General features: G+C 71.8%; 12 protein-coding genes. All 12 read right to left on the bottom strand.

What is annotated here, in order from left to right:
* Window position 1: 1 nt before the first annotated feature.
* Complete coding sequence (locus QQM39_RS36440; RefSeq protein ID WP_302001847.1) at window positions 2-1,324, bottom strand: MFS transporter; 1,323 nt, start codon at window positions 1,322-1,324, stop codon at window positions 2-4.
* A gap of 192 nt (window positions 1,325-1,516) precedes the next feature.
* Window positions 1,517-2,599, bottom strand: a complete 1,083-nt coding sequence (locus tag QQM39_RS36435; protein ID WP_302001846.1) for a Zn-dependent alcohol dehydrogenase — start codon at window positions 2,597-2,599, stop codon at window positions 1,517-1,519.
* A 59-nt stretch (window positions 2,600-2,658) separates the two neighbouring features.
* A complete protein-coding gene (locus QQM39_RS36430; RefSeq protein WP_302001845.1) occupies window positions 2,659-4,047 on the bottom strand; it encodes an aldehyde dehydrogenase family protein in 1,389 nt (462 codons plus the stop codon).
* A 106-nt stretch (window positions 4,048-4,153) separates the two neighbouring features.
* Window positions 4,154-4,615 carry a DUF3574 domain-containing protein gene (locus tag QQM39_RS36425; protein ID WP_302001844.1) on the bottom strand — a complete coding sequence of 154 codons (462 nt, stop codon included), beginning with the start codon at window positions 4,613-4,615 and terminating at the stop codon, window positions 4,154-4,156.
* Between the two features lie 29 nt (window positions 4,616-4,644).
* Entirely contained in the window at window positions 4,645-5,982 is a 1,338-nt protein-coding gene (locus tag QQM39_RS36420) for an ABC transporter ATP-binding protein (protein WP_302001843.1), read from the bottom strand.
* A gap of 125 nt (window positions 5,983-6,107) precedes the next feature.
* Window positions 6,108-6,788 carry a class F sortase gene (locus QQM39_RS36415; RefSeq protein WP_302001842.1) on the bottom strand — a complete coding sequence of 227 codons (681 nt, stop codon included), beginning with the start codon at window positions 6,786-6,788 and terminating at the stop codon, window positions 6,108-6,110.
* The gene (locus QQM39_RS36410; protein WP_302001841.1) at window positions 6,775-7,428 is read right to left on the bottom strand and encodes a hypothetical protein; all 654 of its coding nucleotides are present in this window, start codon (window positions 7,426-7,428) and stop codon (window positions 6,775-6,777) included. Before QQM39_RS36410 ends, QQM39_RS36415 begins: the two co-directional genes overlap by 14 nt.
* Before the next feature lie 99 nt (window positions 7,429-7,527).
* Window positions 7,528-8,763, bottom strand: coding sequence for an MFS transporter (locus tag QQM39_RS36405; protein WP_302001840.1), 1,236 nt, complete (start codon window positions 8,761-8,763; stop codon window positions 7,528-7,530).
* Window positions 8,764-8,813: 50 nt separating this feature from the next.
* Window positions 8,814-10,232, bottom strand: a complete 1,419-nt coding sequence (locus tag QQM39_RS36400; protein ID WP_302001838.1) for a CitMHS family transporter — start codon at window positions 10,230-10,232, stop codon at window positions 8,814-8,816.
* 134 nt (window positions 10,233-10,366) lie between these two features.
* Window positions 10,367-12,619 carry a molybdopterin oxidoreductase family protein gene (locus QQM39_RS36395; protein WP_302001837.1) on the bottom strand — a complete coding sequence of 751 codons (2,253 nt, stop codon included), beginning with the start codon at window positions 12,617-12,619 and terminating at the stop codon, window positions 10,367-10,369.
* A gap of 146 nt (window positions 12,620-12,765) precedes the next feature.
* A complete protein-coding gene (locus tag QQM39_RS36390) occupies window positions 12,766-17,667 on the bottom strand; it encodes an NB-ARC domain-containing protein (protein WP_302001836.1) in 4,902 nt (1,633 codons plus the stop codon).
* Window positions 17,664-18,053: a hypothetical protein gene (locus tag QQM39_RS36385; RefSeq protein ID WP_302001835.1), complete on the bottom strand. Its 390-nt coding sequence runs from the start codon at window positions 18,051-18,053 to the stop codon at window positions 17,664-17,666. Before QQM39_RS36385 ends, QQM39_RS36390 begins: the two co-directional genes overlap by 4 nt.
* Between the last annotated feature and the right edge of the window lie 71 nt (window positions 18,054-18,124).

Here is an 18,124-nt window from a genome sequence, read left to right as displayed (position 1 = left end):
GTCAGCGTGAACGCGCCCTGTCCGCAAGGACCTTGATGGACAGCAGGGCGATCACCGACAGGCCGATGATGTAGCCGGACACCGCCATCGAGGTGCCCGTGGCCTCCAGCAGCAGCACCATGACGAACGGGGCGAGGCCGCCGCCGAGCACGGCCGCGATCTGGTAGCCGAGGGAGGCGCCCGTGTAGCGCATCTCGGGCGTGAACAGCTCGGCGAACAGGGCCGCCTGGGGGCCGTACATGATGCTGAGGAAACAGCTGGCGACGAACGTGCCGACCGCCAGCCACAGCAGCGAGCCGGTGTCGATCAGCAGGAACAGCGGTACGGCCCACAGGCCGATGCCGGCCGCGCCGATGGCGTAGATGCGGATACGGCCGATCTTGTCGGAGAGCGCGGCGGCGGCCGGGATCAGCACCAGCTGGGTGAGGCTGATGCACAGCGACACGGTGAGGACGGCGCTCTTCTTCATGCCGAGCTCGCGGGTGGTGTAGTCGAGAACGCCGGTGATGATGAGGTAGAAGGTCGCGGTGTTCACGGCGAAGGAGCCGCCGGCGAGGAGGACCGTGCCGAGGTGGCCGCGCAGGATCGTGCGCAGCGGGGAGGACTGCTCGGCCTTCTCCTGCTGGGCCAGCTTCTTCTCCGCCTCCCGGAATGCCGGGGTCTCCTCGACCCGCGTGTGGATGTACCAGGCGAGCACGAGGACGAACAGGCCGACGAGGAACGGCACGCGCCAGCCCCAGGCCGCGAAGGAGGCGTCGGTCGTGAAGGCTCCGGCCAGCAGGAACACCGTGTTGGCGGTCACCACGCCGATGGGCACGCCGAGTTGGACGAAGCTGCCGTAGATACCGCGCTTGCCCTCGGGGGCGTACTCGGTGGCCATCAGCATCGCGCCGCCCCACTGGGCGCCGACGGCGATGCCCTGCAGCACGCGGAAGAGAACCAGCAGGATCGGCGCGGCGACGCCGATCGTGTCGTACGTCGGGAGCAGGCCGATGCCGGTGGTGGCGAGGCCCATGAGGGTGAGCGCGAGGACCAGCATCGGCTTGCGGCCGCGCTTGTCGCCCAGGTGGCCTGCGACGATGCCGCCCAGAGGGCGGGCCAGGAAGCCGACGGCGAAGGTGGCGAAGGAGGCGAGTGCTCCCGCGGTGGGGCTGCCGGACGGGAAGTACAGATCGCCGAGGACGAGAGCGGCGGCGATGCCGAAGACGAAGTAGTCGTACCACTCGACGGCTGAGGCGAGGGCCGCCGCGGTGGCTACGCGGCGACGACTGCCTGCGGCGGGAGCGGTGGTGCTGAGCGGCTCGGCGGAAGGGGCCGTGTCCATGCTGCACACTCCGGGTGGGTGCGGGGACGGAGCGGGGGGTGGTTCGGGTTCCGGGAACGTACTGACCGGACGGTATGGCCGTCAACGGGCCGAACACCAGGACTTTTACCTGTACGTGGCACACAGAACGGAGTGCGGACATGCCTCGGACCCCGGCCTCGCCCAGAGGCCGGGGTGCGCCGAGCGGGGGCGCTAGAAGATCACCAGCGCCCTGCCGCCCTTGCCCGCCAGCATGTTGTCGAACGCCGCCGGGATGCCCTCCAGGGCGATCCGTTCCGTCACCAGCGCGCCCAGGTCCAGGCGGCCCGCGCGGACGTGCTCGGCCAGTACCGGCAGGTCACGGGCCGGGTCGGAGTTGCCGTAGACGCAGCCGGAGAGGGTCCTGCCCCAGTGGAAGATCTCCAGGGCGTTGAAGGTGACCTGCTGGTCCTTGCCGCCGATGCCGACGACCGTGGTGCGGCCGCCGCGGCGGGTGGAGTCCCAGGCCGTGCGGATCGTCGTCGCGCGGCCCACGCACTCGACGGCCACGTCGACGCCCTGCTTGCCGGTCAGGGCGCGGATCTCGCGGGCCGTGTTCTCGGAGGCGACGACGTAGTCCGTGGCGCCCGCCGCACGGGCCAGCTCCTCCTTCTCCGGGGAGACATCGACCGCGACGATCTTCGCCGCGCCCGCGATCCGGGCGGCCTGCAGGGCGGCGAGGCCCACTCCCCCGACGCCGTACACCGCGACCGTCTCCCCCGGCTGGACCCGCGCCGAGTGGTGCACGGCGCCGTAGCCGGTGAGGACGGCGCAGCCCAGCAGGGCGGCGTCGGTGAGCGGGACGCCGTCCGGGAGCGGCAGCAGGCAGCCGGCCGACACGACCGTCTCCTCGGCGAACGCGGCGACGTTCAGGCCGGGGTGGAGGTCGGTGCCCGCCGCGGTACGGGCGTAGACGTCGGCGGCGCCGTTCAGCGCGTTGGCGCACAGCCAGACCTCGCCGAGCGAGCAGGCGTGGCAACTTCCGCAGGACGGCGCCCAGTTGAGGACGACTCCGTCGCCCGGCGCGACGTGGGTGACGCCCTCGCCCACGGCCACGACCGTACCGGCGCCCTCGTGGCCGAGGACCGCGGGGACCGGGACGCGCATGGTGCCGTTGGACAGGGACAGGTCGGAGTGGCAGACGCCGGCGGCGGCGAGACGGACGCGGACCTGGCCGGGGCCGGGGTCGGGCAGGTCGATCTCGGTGACTTCGAGCGGGGCACCGATGGCGGGCAGGACGGCGGCACGGACGGCCATGAGGAGCGACTCCCTTGGAACCTTGGGACCTTTGGACCTTGGAGACCTGGGCACGGGCCTCAGAACTGGAGGGACTTGGTCTGGAGGTACTCGGCCAGGCCGTGCGCGCCGAGTTCGCGGCCCACCCCCGACTGCTTGTAGCCGCCGAAGGGGGCAAGGGGGTTGAAGCGGCCGCCGTTGATGTCGACCTGCCCCGTGTCCATACGGCGCGCGAAGGCCACCGCCTCCGCCTCCTCGCCCGCCCAGACGGCGCCCGCGAGGCCGTAGACCGTGCCGTTGGCGATGCGCAGGGCGTCCTCCTCGTCCTCGTAGCGGAGGATCGACAGGACCGGGCCGAAGATCTCCTCCTGCGCGATGGTCATCTCGGGCGTCACATCGGCGAAGACGGTCGGGCTGACGAAGTAGCCCTGCTCGCGCGGCGCTTGGGGGCCGCCCGCGACCAGCCGCGCCCCCTCGGCGACGCCCTTCTCGATGTAGCCGAGCACCCGCTCCCGCTGCTTGGCGTTCACCACCGGACCGATGCGCTCGCCGTACTTCGCGGCGGCGGCGCCGGCCAGTTCCACGGCCTCGTCGTACTGGTCCCGGTGCACCAGCATCCGCGTCCAGGCGCTGCATGTCTGCCCGGAGTTGGACATGACGTTGGCGACGCCGACGTTGACCGCCTTGGCCAGGTCGGCGCTCGGCAGGATGACGTTGGCGGACTTGCCGCCCAGTTCCAGGGCGACCTTCTTGATCGCCGCGCCGGCCACCGCGGCGATCTGCCGGCCGACGGCCGTGGAACCGGTGAAGGAGACCAGGTCGACGTACGGGTGCTCGGCGAGTGCCTGGCCGGCGACCGGGCCGCGGCCGGTGACCAGGTTGAAGACGCCCGCGGGGACACCTGCCTCGTGCACCGCCTCGGCGAAGAGCTGGGCGACCAGCGGGGTGTCCTCGGCGGGCTTCAGCACCACCGTGCAGCCCGCCGCCAGCGCCGGGGCGGCCTTGGCGACGATCTGGTGGAGCGGGTAGTTCCAGGGCGTGATGGCGCCGACCACGCCGATGGGCTCGTGGTGGACGGTCGAGTTGCCGACCTTCTCCTCGAAGGCGTACGTCGCCGCCAGCTCGGCGTACGAGCCCGCGACCGCGATGGGCACGCCCGCGTGTACCCCCTGCGAGAACTTCAGCGGCGAGCCGAGCTCGGCGGTGACCGTCTCGGCGATCTCGTCCTTGCGGGCCTCCAGGACGTCCCGGAGGGCGGCCAGCCGCGCGGCCCGTTCGGCGGGCGGCGTCGCGGCCCAGCCCGGGAGGGCGGCACGGGCGGCCCGTACGGCGGTGTCGACGTCCTCGGCGGTGCCGGCCGGGACCCGGCCGACGACCTGCTCGTCGGCCGGGTTGATCACCTCGATCACGTCCCGGCCCGCGGCGGGGTGCCAGGCGCCGTCGATGTACATGCCGTCGTGTGCCTTCATCGCGTTTCCTCCCGGGCGGGCCGTTCGTCGACCGGCTGCCGTGTTGGTCGTCCAGCACACAAACTAGCGGCGATAGTTTTTGCGCACCAGGGCGGGCCCTATGACATCAGAAGTCGACGCGCGCCTCGTCGTCCACCCTCCCCACCGCCTCCTGGCCGAAGGTCTTCTCGTAAGCCCGGCGGATCTCCTCGATCCTGCGGTCGCTGCTCTCCGCCTCCGCCTGCGGATAGAGCAGGATCAACTCGTACGACCGCTCCTTCTCGATCGTCCCGCTCGCGTCCCGCCACTGTCCGCGTCCGGACTGGATCGTGAGCCCGTCCGGGAAGTCCGGCGTTACCTCCTTGTCGACGAACGCCATGAACTGCCGGTCGGTGACGGCGGGACCGCCGTCGGGGCGTGCGGTGCCGAAGAAGAGCTGGGTCTCGATGTACGGCTCCCCGCGCCGCGACTCGGAGGCGGCGGGTGTGTCCGCGTCATCGAGGGTGGCGTACGCGGTCGGCGCGGCGATGGCGAGGAGGAGGCCAACGGTGCTGAGGACGGCCCGAGTTCGGGTGAAGTGCACGTTCATGTCCCATAGCTAGCCATATCTGGCGGATTTCACTCGTCCAGATCGGGCAGCCGCGCCGGATCCGGGCAGATCCGTTCGCCGTGGTGGTCGAAGACGAACAGGTGGGCGATGTCGACGAGGAGGGGGACCTGCATGCCGTGCCGGAGGTCGAAGTCGGGGGTGGTGCGGACGATCAGGTCGCCGGGGAGGCGGCCCTCGGGCGGCGCCGGCTCGGGGACCGCGTCGGCCGGATGTTCCAGCGTCACCACGGGCCCGGCGCGCAGGGTGCCCGCCCGGCTGCGGAGCCGGTCCAGCACGGTGCCGGTGTCACGGCGGCGGCGCCGGACCGGGGGGACGGGGCGTGGAGCCTCCAGGTCGGGTACGAGCGCGGGGCGGGAGCCGGTGTTGAAGTGGACGAGGACCTCGTGCCCCTGGAACTCCACATGCTCGACCAGGCCGGTGATGTGCACCTCGCCGGGGCGGGCGGCGGCGGGCTTGGCGATCCGGACCGCCTCCGAGCGCAGGCCCACGATGACCTCGCGGCCCTGCTGGACCCGGAGCAACTGGTGGTCCGGGGAGAGGGGTTCGGGCAGGCGGAGGTACTGCTTGCCGAGGCTGATGGTCATCGCGCCGTCGAGCGGGGCGCGTACGACGCCGCGCAGGAGGTTGATGCGCGGGGTGCCGATGAAGGCGGCGACGAAGACGTTGCGGGGCAGGGCGTACACCGAGCGCGGGGTGCCGAGCTGCTGGAGGACGCCGCCGCGCAGGACGGCGACCCGGTCGCCGAGCGACATCGCCTCGGCCTGGTCGTGGGTGACGTACACCGTGGTGACGCCCAGCTTCCGGGTGAGGCCCGAGATCTCGGCGCGCAGGTGGCCTCGGAGTTTGGCGTCGAGGTTGGACAGCGGCTCGTCCATCAGGAACGCGGTGGGGTGGCGGGCGATGGCCCGGCCCATGGCCACACGCTGGCGTTCGCCGCCGGAAAGCTGGGCGGGGAAGCGGTCGAGGAGGTCCTCGATGCCCAGCATGCGGGCGGTGGTGTCGACGCGCGGGCGCGGGTCCGCGCCGGGAGCCTCGATACGCAGCGGGAAGCCGATGTTGTCGCGGGTGGTCATGTTCGGGTAGAGGGCGAAGTTCTGGAAGACCATCGCCATCTGCCGGGCGGCGGGCAGCAGGTCGTTGGCGTACTCGCCGTCCAGCAGCAACTCGCCCTCGTCGATCTCCTCCAGACCGGCGATCATCCTGAGCACGGTGGACTTGCCGCAGCCGGAGGGTCCGAGGAGGACGAGGAACTCGCCGGGCTCGATGTCCAGCGAGAGCCGGTCGACGACGCGGACGCCTCGCGCGTATGTCTTGCTCACGTCGTGCAGAGAGATGGCGCGTGTCATACCTGCTGCCTCCGGGGCCTGTCCGGAGCGCCGCTGCTCCGTGTGTCCGAAAGCCTCGTGCGGGTCGTACGGGGCCCGTGAGTCACGGAAGCTAACGGAATGTGCCCGGCCGGGGAAGGGCCCGGTCACTTCGTGGCGGTCAGGTGGGCGAAGACCACCACGTTGCTCGTGTAACCCGTCCGCCGGCCGAACAGGCCACCGCAGGTGATCACGCGGAGTTCCGGGCGCCTGGTCGGGCCGTAGACCTCCTTGTCGGGGAAGCCCGCCTTGTCGTAGACCTTCACCCGGTCCACGGTGTACACGGCGGTACGGCCGTCCTCACGCCGCGTCTCGATCTGCTTGCCGCGCTTCACCGAGGCGAGCCCGGCGAACACGGCGGCACCGGTGCTGGTGTCGCGGTGGCCGACGGCGATGGCGGTGCCGGGCTCGCCGGGTGTGGGGCCGCCCCTGTACCAGCCGACGATGTTCGGGTTGTCGATGGGCGGTGTCTCCAACTCCCGGTTGCTGTCGAGCCCGAGGCCCATGATCGGGGCGTCGATGCCCAGGGCCGGGATGCGGATGGACGTCGGCCTCGAGCGCGGCAGGGGGCGGGGCGGGGGCGTCGGCTCGGCGGAGGAGGCGGCGTGGGCCGGGCCTGCGGCCGCCAGGGAGCCGGGGCCGTGGTCTCCTTCCGGCGCGGTCGGCGTGCCATGTCCGTCGCAGCGCACCACCACCAGCACCAGGACGACCGTGAGCATGGCCGTCCTGGCAAGGCGGTAGGCGCGGGTCCGGTGCCAGGGCCTGCGTCTGCGCCTACGCGGCACCATCGGGCCGCCGGCGGGTCCTGCGGACGTACGCGGTGCCGCCGACGGCGACCAGGCCCACAACTGCCGCGGCCGTCACCGGTGCGTACGCGGCCGCGGTGTCGACGAGGCCGCCGCCGCCCGCGTGCACACCGCCCTTCGGGCCGTGGTCGCCGCGCCCCCATCCCTCGTTGTTGTCGTGGCGGTCCTCGATGTGCCCGTGCGGACCGCCCCTTCCCTCCCGCTTGTCGTCGCAGTTGACGCGGAAGAGCTTTCTCTTGGTGTTGGTGACGTCCACGGTCCAGGTGATCATGTACTGCCCGTCCGCCAGCCCCAGCGTGCCGGTGTGACCGGCGCCCCCTGCGAGCTGGATGGTGCCGGTGACGGTGGCGGCGCTGGGCAGCGGAGGCTGCGGCGTGATGGTGTACTCGATCGAGGGGAGAGTGTCGAAGTTGACGGCGTCGAGGTAGAACCTGCAGACTACCGCCTCGTCATCCGGGGTCCCAATGGGCATGCCCTCGCTATGGATCCTGATGTCGCCGTTCGCCTGGGCCGACGCCGTCGGCGCCGCCACCCACGACGCGCCCGCCGCGGCAAGGGCGGTGAGGACGACAGTGGCGCCCGCACGGGCGCGGAAGCTTCGTGAGGGTGTCAGGGTGGGCATACACGCTCCTCAGATTCAGACGATTTTCATACAAATCGCTCTTTCGCCTGACTCTCCTTCACGTGCACGGCGACTCGCCGCACGACGCCCGGCGCGTCGTCAAAGATCGCTCGTCCGGCCCAATCGCGAGCGCTTCGGCCGCTCCCGCACGGCCGCTCCTGGCCCCTCCGGCCGCCCCGGCGTGCGCAGCGCGACCCCCGCCGACAGCAGCAACAGCGCCCCCAGCATCACGAACGGCGCCGCCACCCCCGCGAGGCCGGCGATCAGGCCGGCCGACGCCGGTGCGGCCACCTGGCCGAGGCGGTTGCCGGTCAGCCGCAGGGCGAGGGCGGTGGAGCGGGCGCCGTCGGGGGCCGCCTGGACGACCGTCGTCATGGACAGCGGCTGGCCTACGCCGAGGCAGAAGCCGAGCACCGCCAGCATCAGGGCCAGCGCCCACACGGGCACCGGCAGCGCGATCCCCGCGCACAGCAGGGCGGCCAGCAGACAGGTCACGGTCAGCAGCAGGGTGCGGCCGAGCAGCCGCAGCAGGGGCGTCAGGACCAGACGGCACGCGATGGTGGCCGCCGCGCGCAGGCTCAGCAGGAGGCCGATCACCGACGGCGCGATGCCCCGGTGCTCGCCGACCACCGGGAGGTAGGCGGTGAGGATGTCGGTCGCGGACAGCACGGCGAGGCTGATGAAGATGCCGGCGGGCACACCGCGGGCGCGCAGGATGCGCTGGACGGGGACGCGTTCGCCTTGTTCCTCGCGGGGCTTGGACGTCGTACGGCTCTCTATGCGCCACAGCGAGGTGAGCGCGACCGCGCCGCCCGCGCCCGCCACCAGCAGGGCGAGGGCGCTGGTGCCCGCCATGTCCCGGCCGCCGATCAGCGCGCCCGCGGCGATCGGGCCGGCCAACTGGCCGAGGGAGGCGCCGATGGTGAAGTGGCCGAAGTTGCGGTCCTGTTCGTGCGGGGCGGACTGGCGGGCGACGAGCGACTGGGCGCCGATGACGAAGCAGAGGTGGCCGAGGCCCATCACCCCGCTCCAGACGGCCATCGCCCAGAGGGAGTTCGCGAGGCCGCTCAGCGCGCAGCCGCCCGATATCAGCACGACGCCGACGGGCAGCAGCGGCGCACAGCGGCCGTGGTCGGTGCGGCGGCCCAGCGGGACGGCGGCGAACAGCGGGAGCAGGGCGTACACCCCCGCGATCACACCGATCGCCCGCTCGTCCGCGCCCAACGCCAGCGCCCGGTAGGAGACGGCGGGCCGGGCCATCGACACCGCCCCCTGCGCGAAGCTGAAGGCGATGACGAGGCGGAGCAGCCAGCCGCGGTTCCCACCGGGCGCCATGAACGTGTCCTCCTGGAAAGGTCCTTGCGGATCAGGTTGGTTCAGGCGGTTCAGATGATGCCGAAGAGCATTCCCGCCGCGAGGATGATCAGGCAGGTGAGCGCCGCCCACTTCACGACGAACTTGGTGTGGTCGCCGAACTCCACCTTGGCCATGCCGACCAGGACGTACACGGCCGGGACGAGCGGGCTCGACATGTGCAGCGGCTGGCCGACCAGGGAGGCGCGGGCCATCTCCAGCGGGGAGACGCCGTGGGCCGCGCCGGCCTCGGCGAGGACCGGGAGGACGCCGAAGTAGAAGCCGTCGTTCGACATGAAGTAGGTGAGCGGAAGGCTCAGCAGACCGGTGACCAGGGCCATGTGCGGGCCCATGCCCTCGGGGATGACGTCCACCATCCACCTGGCCATGTGGTCGACCATGCCGGTGCCCTGCAGGACGCCGGTGAAGACGGCGGCGGCGAAGACCATGCCGGAGACGTTCAGGACGTTGTCGGCGTGCGCGGCGAGGCGGGCCTTCTGGTCGGGGATGTGCGGGAAGTTCACGGTGAGCACGAGCGCGGCGCCGAGCAGGAACAGCACCGGGATCGGCAGCCACTCCATGATCATGGCGGTGAGCAGGGTGAGTGTGACCAGCGCGTTGAACCAGTACAGCTTGGGGCGCAGGGTGGCGCGGTTGGGGTCGAGGACCGTGAAGCGCTCCTCGTCGTCGTCCTCGTCCTCGGCGTCGGTGCCGGAGCCGGCGCCGCCGGAGGTCACGGGGGTCTTGGTGTCACCGGAGCCGCCGGCGCCCACGAGAACCGTCTCGGACTCCTTCTCCTCGACCTTCTCGTCCACCAGGACCTCGTCCAGCGTGAGCACGCCCAGGCGCTTGCGCTCGCGCAGACCCAGGAAGTACGAGAGGACGAAGACACCCAGCAGGCCGACGAGCAGGGCCGGGATCATCGGGACGAAGATCTCGCTGGCGTCGAGCTTGAGCGCGGTCGCGGCGCGGGCGGTCGGGCCGCCCCACGGCAGGGTGTTCATCACGCCGTTGGCCATGGCGGCGACACCGGTCATCACGACCAGGCTCATCTTCAGGCGCTTGTACAGCGGGTACATCGCCGAGACCGTGATCATGAAGGTGGTCGAGCCGTCGCCGTCGAGCGAGACGATCGCGGCGAGGATCGCCGTACCGACGACGATCCGCATCGGGTCGGCCTTGGCGAACTTCAGAATCCCCCGAACGATCGGGTCGAAGAGGCCGACATCGATCATCACACCGAAGTAGACGATCGCGAACATGAGCATCGCCGCCGTGGGGGCGAGGCTGGTGACGCCGTCGATGACGTAGTCACCGAGCTTGGCGCCCTTCCCGACGAAGACGCAGAACAGTGCCGGGATCAGCACGAGCGCCGCGATCGGCGACATCTTCTTCATCATGATCAGAACCAGGAAGGTCGCGATCATGGCGAAGCCAAGGATGGTCAGCATGAGTGGATACCTAACGTTCGCCCTTGAACGACCCACCAGGGCCGGCGGTGGGACGACGTTAGGTCCCTTCAAACAGCGTTAACAAGACGTTGACATGCGAGCAATAAGCGCAAAACTCCAGGTCAGAGCTTTGCTCAGGTCAGAGCCGTGATCTTTTCGGCCAGCGGGACCACTTCGACGGGCACTCCGTTGAGCACCGCGTTGCCCGACAGCGGGTCGAGCAGGCTGCCGTCGAGGAGCTGGTTGACGTTGACGCCGGGGTCGGCGGCGGCGTGGCTCAGGCGGGTGCCGGGGCGGTCGTGCCCCCAGCCGTGCGGCAGGCTCACCACTCCGGGGCGTACCCCGTCGGTGACCTCGGCGGGGGCGGTCACCTCTCCCCCGGCGCCCTTGAGGCGTACGGCCGCCCCGTGGCGCACGCCGAGCCGCTCGGCGTCCTCGGGGTGGATGTGCAGGGTGCAGCGGTTGGTGCCGCCGGTCAGGGCGGGCACGTTGTGCATCCAGCTGTTGTTGGAGCGCAGATGTCGGCGGCCGACGAGGACGAGTCCGTCGGGGCGGTCCCGCAGCGCCTCACGGAGGCGGGGCAGGTCGTCGGCGATGGGCCCGGGCAGCAGCTCGACCTTGCCGCTGGCGGTCTTCAGCGGCTGCGGCAGGCGGGGCTGGAGCGGGCCGAGGTCGATGCCGTGCGGGTGGTCCAGCAGCTTCTGAAGGGTCAGGCCGTCGGGGCGGGCGCCGAAGCCGTCGCCGTACGGGCCGAGGCGCAGCATCATGTCGAGGCGCCGCTCGGGGCCGGTGAGGCCGGTGAGCTGGGCGGCGAGCTCGTGGGGGTCACGCCCGTGGACGGGCGAGTGGGCTTCCTTGACGGCCTTGCCGAGGGTCTGGCCGATGGCCAGGTCGTCGACCGCGGACGGGTCGGCGCCGTGCATGCCGGTGGCGGCCAGGATGAGCCGGGCCAGGATCTCGGTCTCGGGCATGCGGCCGGGCTCCAGCGGCACGGCGGGGCGGGTGTAGCGGACCTGGTTGCGCACGGCGAGGGTGTTGAGGGCGAAGTCGTGGTGCGGGCTCTGCGACGGCGGGGGCGGCGGCAGCACGACGTGGGCATGGCGCGAGGTCTCGTTGAGGTACGGGTCGACGCTGACCATGAAGTCGAGCGAGCCGAGGGCCTTGTCGAGGCGGTTGCCGTCGGGGGCCGACAGGACGGGGTTGGCGGCGACGGTGACGACGGCCCGGATCGGCTCGCCCTCCTCGGTGGCGGTGTCGATCTCCTCGGCCAGTACGGAGAGCGGCAGCTCGCCCTTCGCCTCGGGGTGCTGCCCGACCCGGGAGCGCCAGCGCCCGAGCGCGAAGCCGCGACCGGGACCTGCGGGGCGGGGCGTCTTGTCGGTGGCCGCCTGTGGGAAGAGGGCGCCGCCGGGGCGGTCGAGGTTGCCGGTGAGGATGTTCAGTACGTCGACCAGCCAGCTGGCCAGGGTGCCGTGCGGGACGGTGCAGCTGCCGATGCGGCCGTAGACGGCGGCGGTGGGGGCGGCGGCGAGTTCGCGGGCGAGGGCGCGGATGGTGCCGGCGTCCACGTCGCAGGCGTCGGCGACGGCTTCGGGGGTGAAGTCCCGTACGGCGTCCCGGAGTTCGTCGAGTCCCTGGAGGTGCGGCGTCAGGTCCCGCGGATCGGCCAGGTCCTCCTCGAAGAGCGTGTACGCCATCGCCGCGAGCAGCAGCGCGTCCGTGCCGGGCCGGATCGCGATGTGCCGGTCGGCGAGTTTCGCGGTGCGGGTGCGGCGCGGGTCGATGACGGTGAGGGTGCCGCCGCGGGCCTTGAGCGCCTTCAGCTTGCCGGGGAAGTCCGGGGCGGTGCACAGGCTGCCGTTGGACTCCAGGGGATTGGCGCCGATGAGGAGCAGATGGTCGGTGTGGTCCAGGTCCGGTACGGGGATCGCGTGGGCGTCGCCGTAGAGCAGGCCGCTGGAGACGTGCTTGGGCATCTGGTCGACCGTGGACGCGGTGAAGAGGCTGCGGGTGCCCAGGCCGGCGAGCAGCACCGGCGGGTAGAGGGCACCGGCCATGGTGTGCACGTTGGGGTTGCCGAGCACGACGCCCACCGAGTTCGGGCCGTACTGCTCGACGACCGGGCGGATACCGGCGGCGACCGCGTCGAAGGCCTCCTCCCAGGTGGCCTCCCGCAGCTCGCCGTCCTTGCGCACGAGCGGGGTGCGCAGCCGGTCGGGGTCGCCGTCGACGGCGCCGAAGGAGGCGCCCTTGGGGCAGATGAAGCCCTGGCTGAACACGTCGTCGCGGTCACCGCGGGCACCGGTGACCTTCGTCCCCTCGATGGTGAGCGTCAGGCCACAGGTGGCCTCGCACAGGGGGCAGATGCGCAGTGCGGTGCGGGACACGGGTCCTCCCGGTGGGTGGCGTTGACGATGACGCACGGACATGGGGCCGAGCATACCGACCAGTAGGCATGGTGGGGAGCCCCCTCAGGGGGTGAGGTCGGGAACTCGTCGGCCGCCAGGACCCGGCGTGGCATCCGGCGCCGGCTTCACCCGGATTCCTCACCGGCGGTACGGAAGACGGTGATCTGGTCGCGGGTGATGAGGAGGAAGGGGCGGTACCGGTTGTCCTCGGGGAGGTCGCAGGGGCGGCCGTCGAGAAGGTTGAGAAGGGCGTCGAGGAAGGCGCGGGTCTCGGGGTCGTCGACGCGGTGGGTGTCGCGCGCTTCGCGGAGCAGGGTCCGCTGGTCGGCGAAGGTTTCCGGGCTGAGCGTGCAGGCGCTGAAGACGCCGAAGGCGAAGCCGAGGATCTCGGTGCCGGTGAGACTGCCCGGCCAGGTGAGCTCGCCTCGGAAGAGCCCGACGCTCTCCGCCGTGCGGGCGAGGACGTGCCCGTAGGTGTGCCCCGGCGGCAGGTGGGGCGAGCCACCGCGGACCAGGGTGAGCAGGGCGTTCAGCAGGTCCACCTCGTCCTCGAGAGGGAACTGCTCGCGGGCGCGCAGACCGGCCGCCCGGTGTTCCAGCACGCGCTCCAGGCGAGGAGCGTCCGTGGTCAGGAACGTGGCGGCCGCCACGACAGAACCGATGAGGGAGGGCAGTTCACTGACGAAGCGGCCGCGTCCGGACAGCGAGTCCCGGAACACCCGCAGATGGCTTTCCTGGTCGAGAGCAAGGGCCGCCAGCTGCATGTCGGGCGATATCGAGAGCCGGAACCCGATCCGTTCGGTCATCTGCCGCACAGGACCGGCGTACGGGCCGGCGTCGTCGATCCGGAAGGGCTGCTGGTCGATGATGCTGATCAGGGCCGCGCAGAGTTCGACCTCCAGGTGGTGGCCGCCTCGGCGGTACTCACGGCGGAGCCTGCGCAGGTGGTCCTGCCAGCGGGCCTGCTCCAGCACCCGCAGGTTCAGTGCGCTCACACCGTCGGTGAAGGCCCCCGGGCCGTTTTCCATCGCCGCGGACATGGTCTCGGCGGTGAAGTCGATGACCTCCTTGACCTGCCGCCCTGTCTCCTCGACCAGGTCCCGCAGCTCACCGGGGGTGAGAACGCCGCCGCCCGCCCGGATCCGCGCGTAGGCGGCGCGATCGGAACGGACCTGCGCCACCGCCGCGGCGTATGGATGGCCTTCCGGCAGTGCGGCCTGCGCGGTGGGCCCGAGCGGAGTCAACTCGGCGATGAGCACGTCCGCGAGAGCGGCCTCGGCGGCCCAGCCCGGCCCCCGGTCCCCGAGGGCGCGCCGGTAGGCGGACAGTTCCGCGCCGAGCGGGGCACGCGTCTCCGGCGCGGACGTCAAGGCCCGTACGGTTGCTTCCACCAGGCGCTGCACCTCCGCCTCGGGCAGGAGATCGTCCGCGGGCGGGGTCGGCTCTTGTGCCCGGGCGAGATCCCTCGCCATCTCCACGACCGGGCCGTAGTACAGCTCGGTGTCGGCGGGTCGGCCGTCGAGCAGGGCGGCCAGCGCGTGATGGAGGTCGGCCTCGTCGAAGCGGCCACTGCGCCGCGCTTCGCCGGCCAGGTCCGTCAGCTCTCGGATGGCTCTGTCCCGGGCCTTGGGGCTGCGCGTCATGGCGGTCACCGTCAGCACGACGAGCGCGTCGGCCATGGTGGTCGGCAAGGGGACCATGATCTGCCGTCCGTCGGCGACGGCCACTGCCGCCTCGTCGAGCAGTTCGCGGTAGGGGCCGCTGTAGGACGCCGCGGGCGGCTCTCCGCCGACCAGGGCCATCAGCTCGTCGGCGAACGCGGCTTCGTCGTCGGCTCCGTGCCGTACGGCCTCCAGCCGCACCTTGCCGAGTTCCTCCAGCAGCGGTGCACAGGCCTCCGGGACGGCGACGCGCGCGGCGACAGCCCGCTCCAGCAGGTCCTCGGCGGGGAGCCGCATGTGGTCGCTGAGCTCGTTGAGAACGCCCACGAGGCAGGGTGCGTACGGGTTGCTCTCCGGGAGGGAGGCGCAGCGCCCCGCCAGGACTCCGAGGAGCGCGTTCATGTACCGCTCCTCGGGGACGTCCCCCCACAGTCGGGCATCGCGCCGGGATCGCCGCAGCGCGGTCGCCCACTCGTCGTGACGATCCGGCGCGGACAGCAGCACGGCGAGGGTGTTGGTCGCGAAGAGCGCGGCTTTTTCCGGCGGATAGAGCAGCCTGTCGTAGGAACGGCGATGGTCGATCAACGGCAGGAACTCCACGAACCGTCCGCTCGCGGGCCGCGGGCCGGTCCCCGCGAGCGCGCGGACGAACTCCACCGCCTCGGCGAATCGCGCGCCGTGAGCGGCCAGCCGGTCGGCGAAGGCGTCGAGTGCCTGGGACCAGCCGGCGGGTGGGGCCACCGTGCCGGTGATGAGACGGTGCAGGACGTCGTCGGGCAGCTCCTGCGGAGGTCCCGACTCCTTGTGCAGGTCCGGGCGCTGACGGAACTGTTCGACGTGGGCGAGCTTGGCGACGTCCTCGACCTGTGCCCCGAACCGGGCGGGGGCGACGCCGTCGGCGGTGGCGTCCTCGTTGAGGAAGCGCATCGACACGCCCGGGACCAGCGGGAGCCCCTCGGCGAAGCAGTCCAGCGCGCTGCGGTGATCGCCCGCGTCCAGGTGGGCCTCGCCCAGGTTGCGCCAGGCGGTGGCCACCGCGGCGGCCGGGCCGGTGGCGGTGAGCAGGGTGATCGCCTCCGGCAGCCGTTCGCGCGCCTCGGCCGTCCGGTCGGCGTTGGCGAGCGCGGACGCGAGCAACAGCAGCGCCATGCCCTCCCGGTCACGCCGGCCCTGACCGCGAAATTCCGTGACGGCTTCGCCGAGCAGGGCGATCGCCTTGTCACACTCGCCGAGCGTGTCGTGGAGGCGGCCCCTGCGCAGCACCACCTCGGTGGTCGGCCGTCCCGCCCGCTGCAACGCCTCCTCCGCCTGGTCCAGCAGGGCGAAGGCCCGCTCCCGCTCCGCGAACGGCCGGTAGCCGAAGGCCTGCCAGTCGGCCATCAGCAGGAGGGCCCGAGCGAGTCCCGACGCGTCACCGAGGTCCTCGTACAGTTCGATGGCCAGGTCCGTGTACCGGCAGGCGGAGTCGGGGTCGGAGTGCATGAGCAGTGCGCCCAGCTCCTCCTGGATGCGCGCCATCCCCGAGGAGTCACCGGTCTGCTCGGCGATTTCGAGCGCCTCGCGCAAAAGGCGCGTGGCACTGACCGCGTCTCCGCGGAAGGCACGCTCCTGGCCCAGTTCGGCGAGCAGCAGCGCGGTGTGACCGAGGTCGAACCGGGAACGGCTCACCTCCAGCCCGCGCTCCAGCCATTCGGGGTGCGCCAGTTCCCGCCGGTTACGCAGCAGCACGCGGGTGCGCAACGCGAGGTCGAGGGCGTCCTGGTCGGGGAGGTCGAAGCCGCCGACCTCCTCGACATGGGGAATGTACGGGTCGAGATCGCCCCAGCCGTGCGGGGGCAGAGCCGTGAACCCGTCGGCGACTCCCAGGACGAACCGCGTATAGCGCTCACGCACGCCTTCCGGTTCCGAGGAGGACACCAGCAGGGCACGGGCGTACGCCCGAAGCAGTTGGTGCTGCTGGTACCACCCCTCCTGCGGGGCGACGGTCAGCAGGGCACGGTGTCTGAGCCGGTCCAGCCCCGGCCGCGGGTCGTCGTCGTCCCATACGGCGCGGCACAGCGCACGGTCGAAATCGACGCCGTAGGCGAACACTCCGAGGGCTCGGAAGCGGGCCTGGTCTGCTGGCCGCAGGCGGGCGTAGCTGAGGGACAGCACGGTTTCCAGGCTGTCCTCACGGGTCTCCCCCAGTTCCAGCCTGATCCGGCGAAAAGGGCTCCCCGCGGGGATACCTCCGCGCAGCTCGGCGACCAGGTCGACGATCTCCGTGGCGGGCCGCTCCTGCAACTGCACCTGTCCGGCGGCCAGTTCGAGGGCGAGGGGGTGAAAGCCGACGACTTCCGCCAAGTCCCTCAGATGGTGCTCCGCGAGGTCCGGTTCGCCGGCCAGCAGGTTGCGCAGCATCCGCACCGCGTCGGCCGGCTCCAGTGGGCGCACCTCCAGCCGGGTGCTGCGCAGCTGGGCGACGACCAGCTGAGAGCGCGTGGTGATCAGGTGGGCGGCGCCCGCGGGGGCGGCGCGCTGCAGCAGGCGGGCGACGTGGGTCGACTCGCCTTCCCAGACGTCGTCGAGGACGACCAGGACCGGCCCCGGGCAGTGCTCGGCGACCAGTCGGGTCAGTGCGGAGCGGACCCGGTCGACGAGGACTTCCGGTGGCGCGTCGTCGGCGTCGAAGTCGGGATCGGCGTGCCGGGCCCAGGCCAGCAGGTGGGTGACCGCCGACGGGGCCGGGCCGAGCGAGGCCCACAGCACCGCGCCGAACTCGGGCTCCGTCGCGGCCTTCAACGCCAGCGCGGTCTTGCCGATCCCGCCCATGCCCTGCAGGCCGGTGACCGCGACGCTGCCTCCTGCGCGCAGGACTTCCCGGATCCGGGTGAGTTCGCGTTCCCGGCCGACGAAGTGCGGCGGCGGGTTGGGCGCCGCCGGACGCGTCCAGGCCGGCGGCCGGTTCTGGGTGAGGATCAGATCACCGGCGACGTACTGGGCACCGCCGATGATGACGTTCACACCCTCGACATGCCCGCTGACGTCGATACCGCCGAGCAGTCCGAGCCGGAGGCAGTCCTCCCGGAAGTGCTCGAGCAGCAGGTCGAGCTGGTGTCGGAGCGCCTGATCGGTCCGCGCGGACCGGCTCAGCGACGCCGCCGAGGAGAGGGGGGCGGCGTCCCGCAGCGCGGCGGCCGCCGTGGTCAGCGGGCCTTGGCCACAGACCTGTTCCAGCAGGTCCGGCCGCTCGCGCGCCCCCCAGAGCAGGGCCCCGGAGACGATTCCGTAGGGGACGCTCAGGGTGGGGTCCTCGCTGAGGAGACGAGCGAAGAGCCGGAAGTCGCGGGAGAAGCCGGCCCGCCACCCGGCGTAGGCGTCGCTCACCCGAATCTCGTGATCGCCTCGGCCACTTGAGTGGCGAGGGCGACGATGCCCGGGCCTATCTCGCCGAGTCGTGCGGCGGCGCGCGTGAGGGCCTCGCCGCGCAGCCGCAGGCGGCCCTGGTCGGGGCTGTCGCCCTCGGTCTCCCGGACGGCGTCCTCGGCGGCGAGGACCACCTCGTCGACCTCGGCCGCGTGCTCCGCCGGTACCCTGCTCAGCTCGGCCGTGAGCTGATCGACCAGCTGCTGGAGCCGCTCCCGCTCGTCCGCGGACCCGGGCCCCGCTCCCACCGTGATGGACAGATTCCCATGGACCTCCTGGGTCCCCCCGATGACAACGTTCTGCCCCTGCACCGACCCGCCGATGGAGACGGGGTTGTCTGCACCCATGCCCCAGAGAGTCGCATAGGCGGACGGTTCGTACCATCGGAAAACCGTAATCCGCGGGCGCCGACTGGCGA

This window comes from Streptomyces sp. DT2A-34 (genome assembly GCF_030499515.1).
In the GTDB taxonomy this organism is placed as follows: domain Bacteria; phylum Actinomycetota; class Actinomycetes; order Streptomycetales; family Streptomycetaceae; genus Streptomyces.
This window is presented reverse-complemented; position numbering and strand designations above follow the sequence as displayed.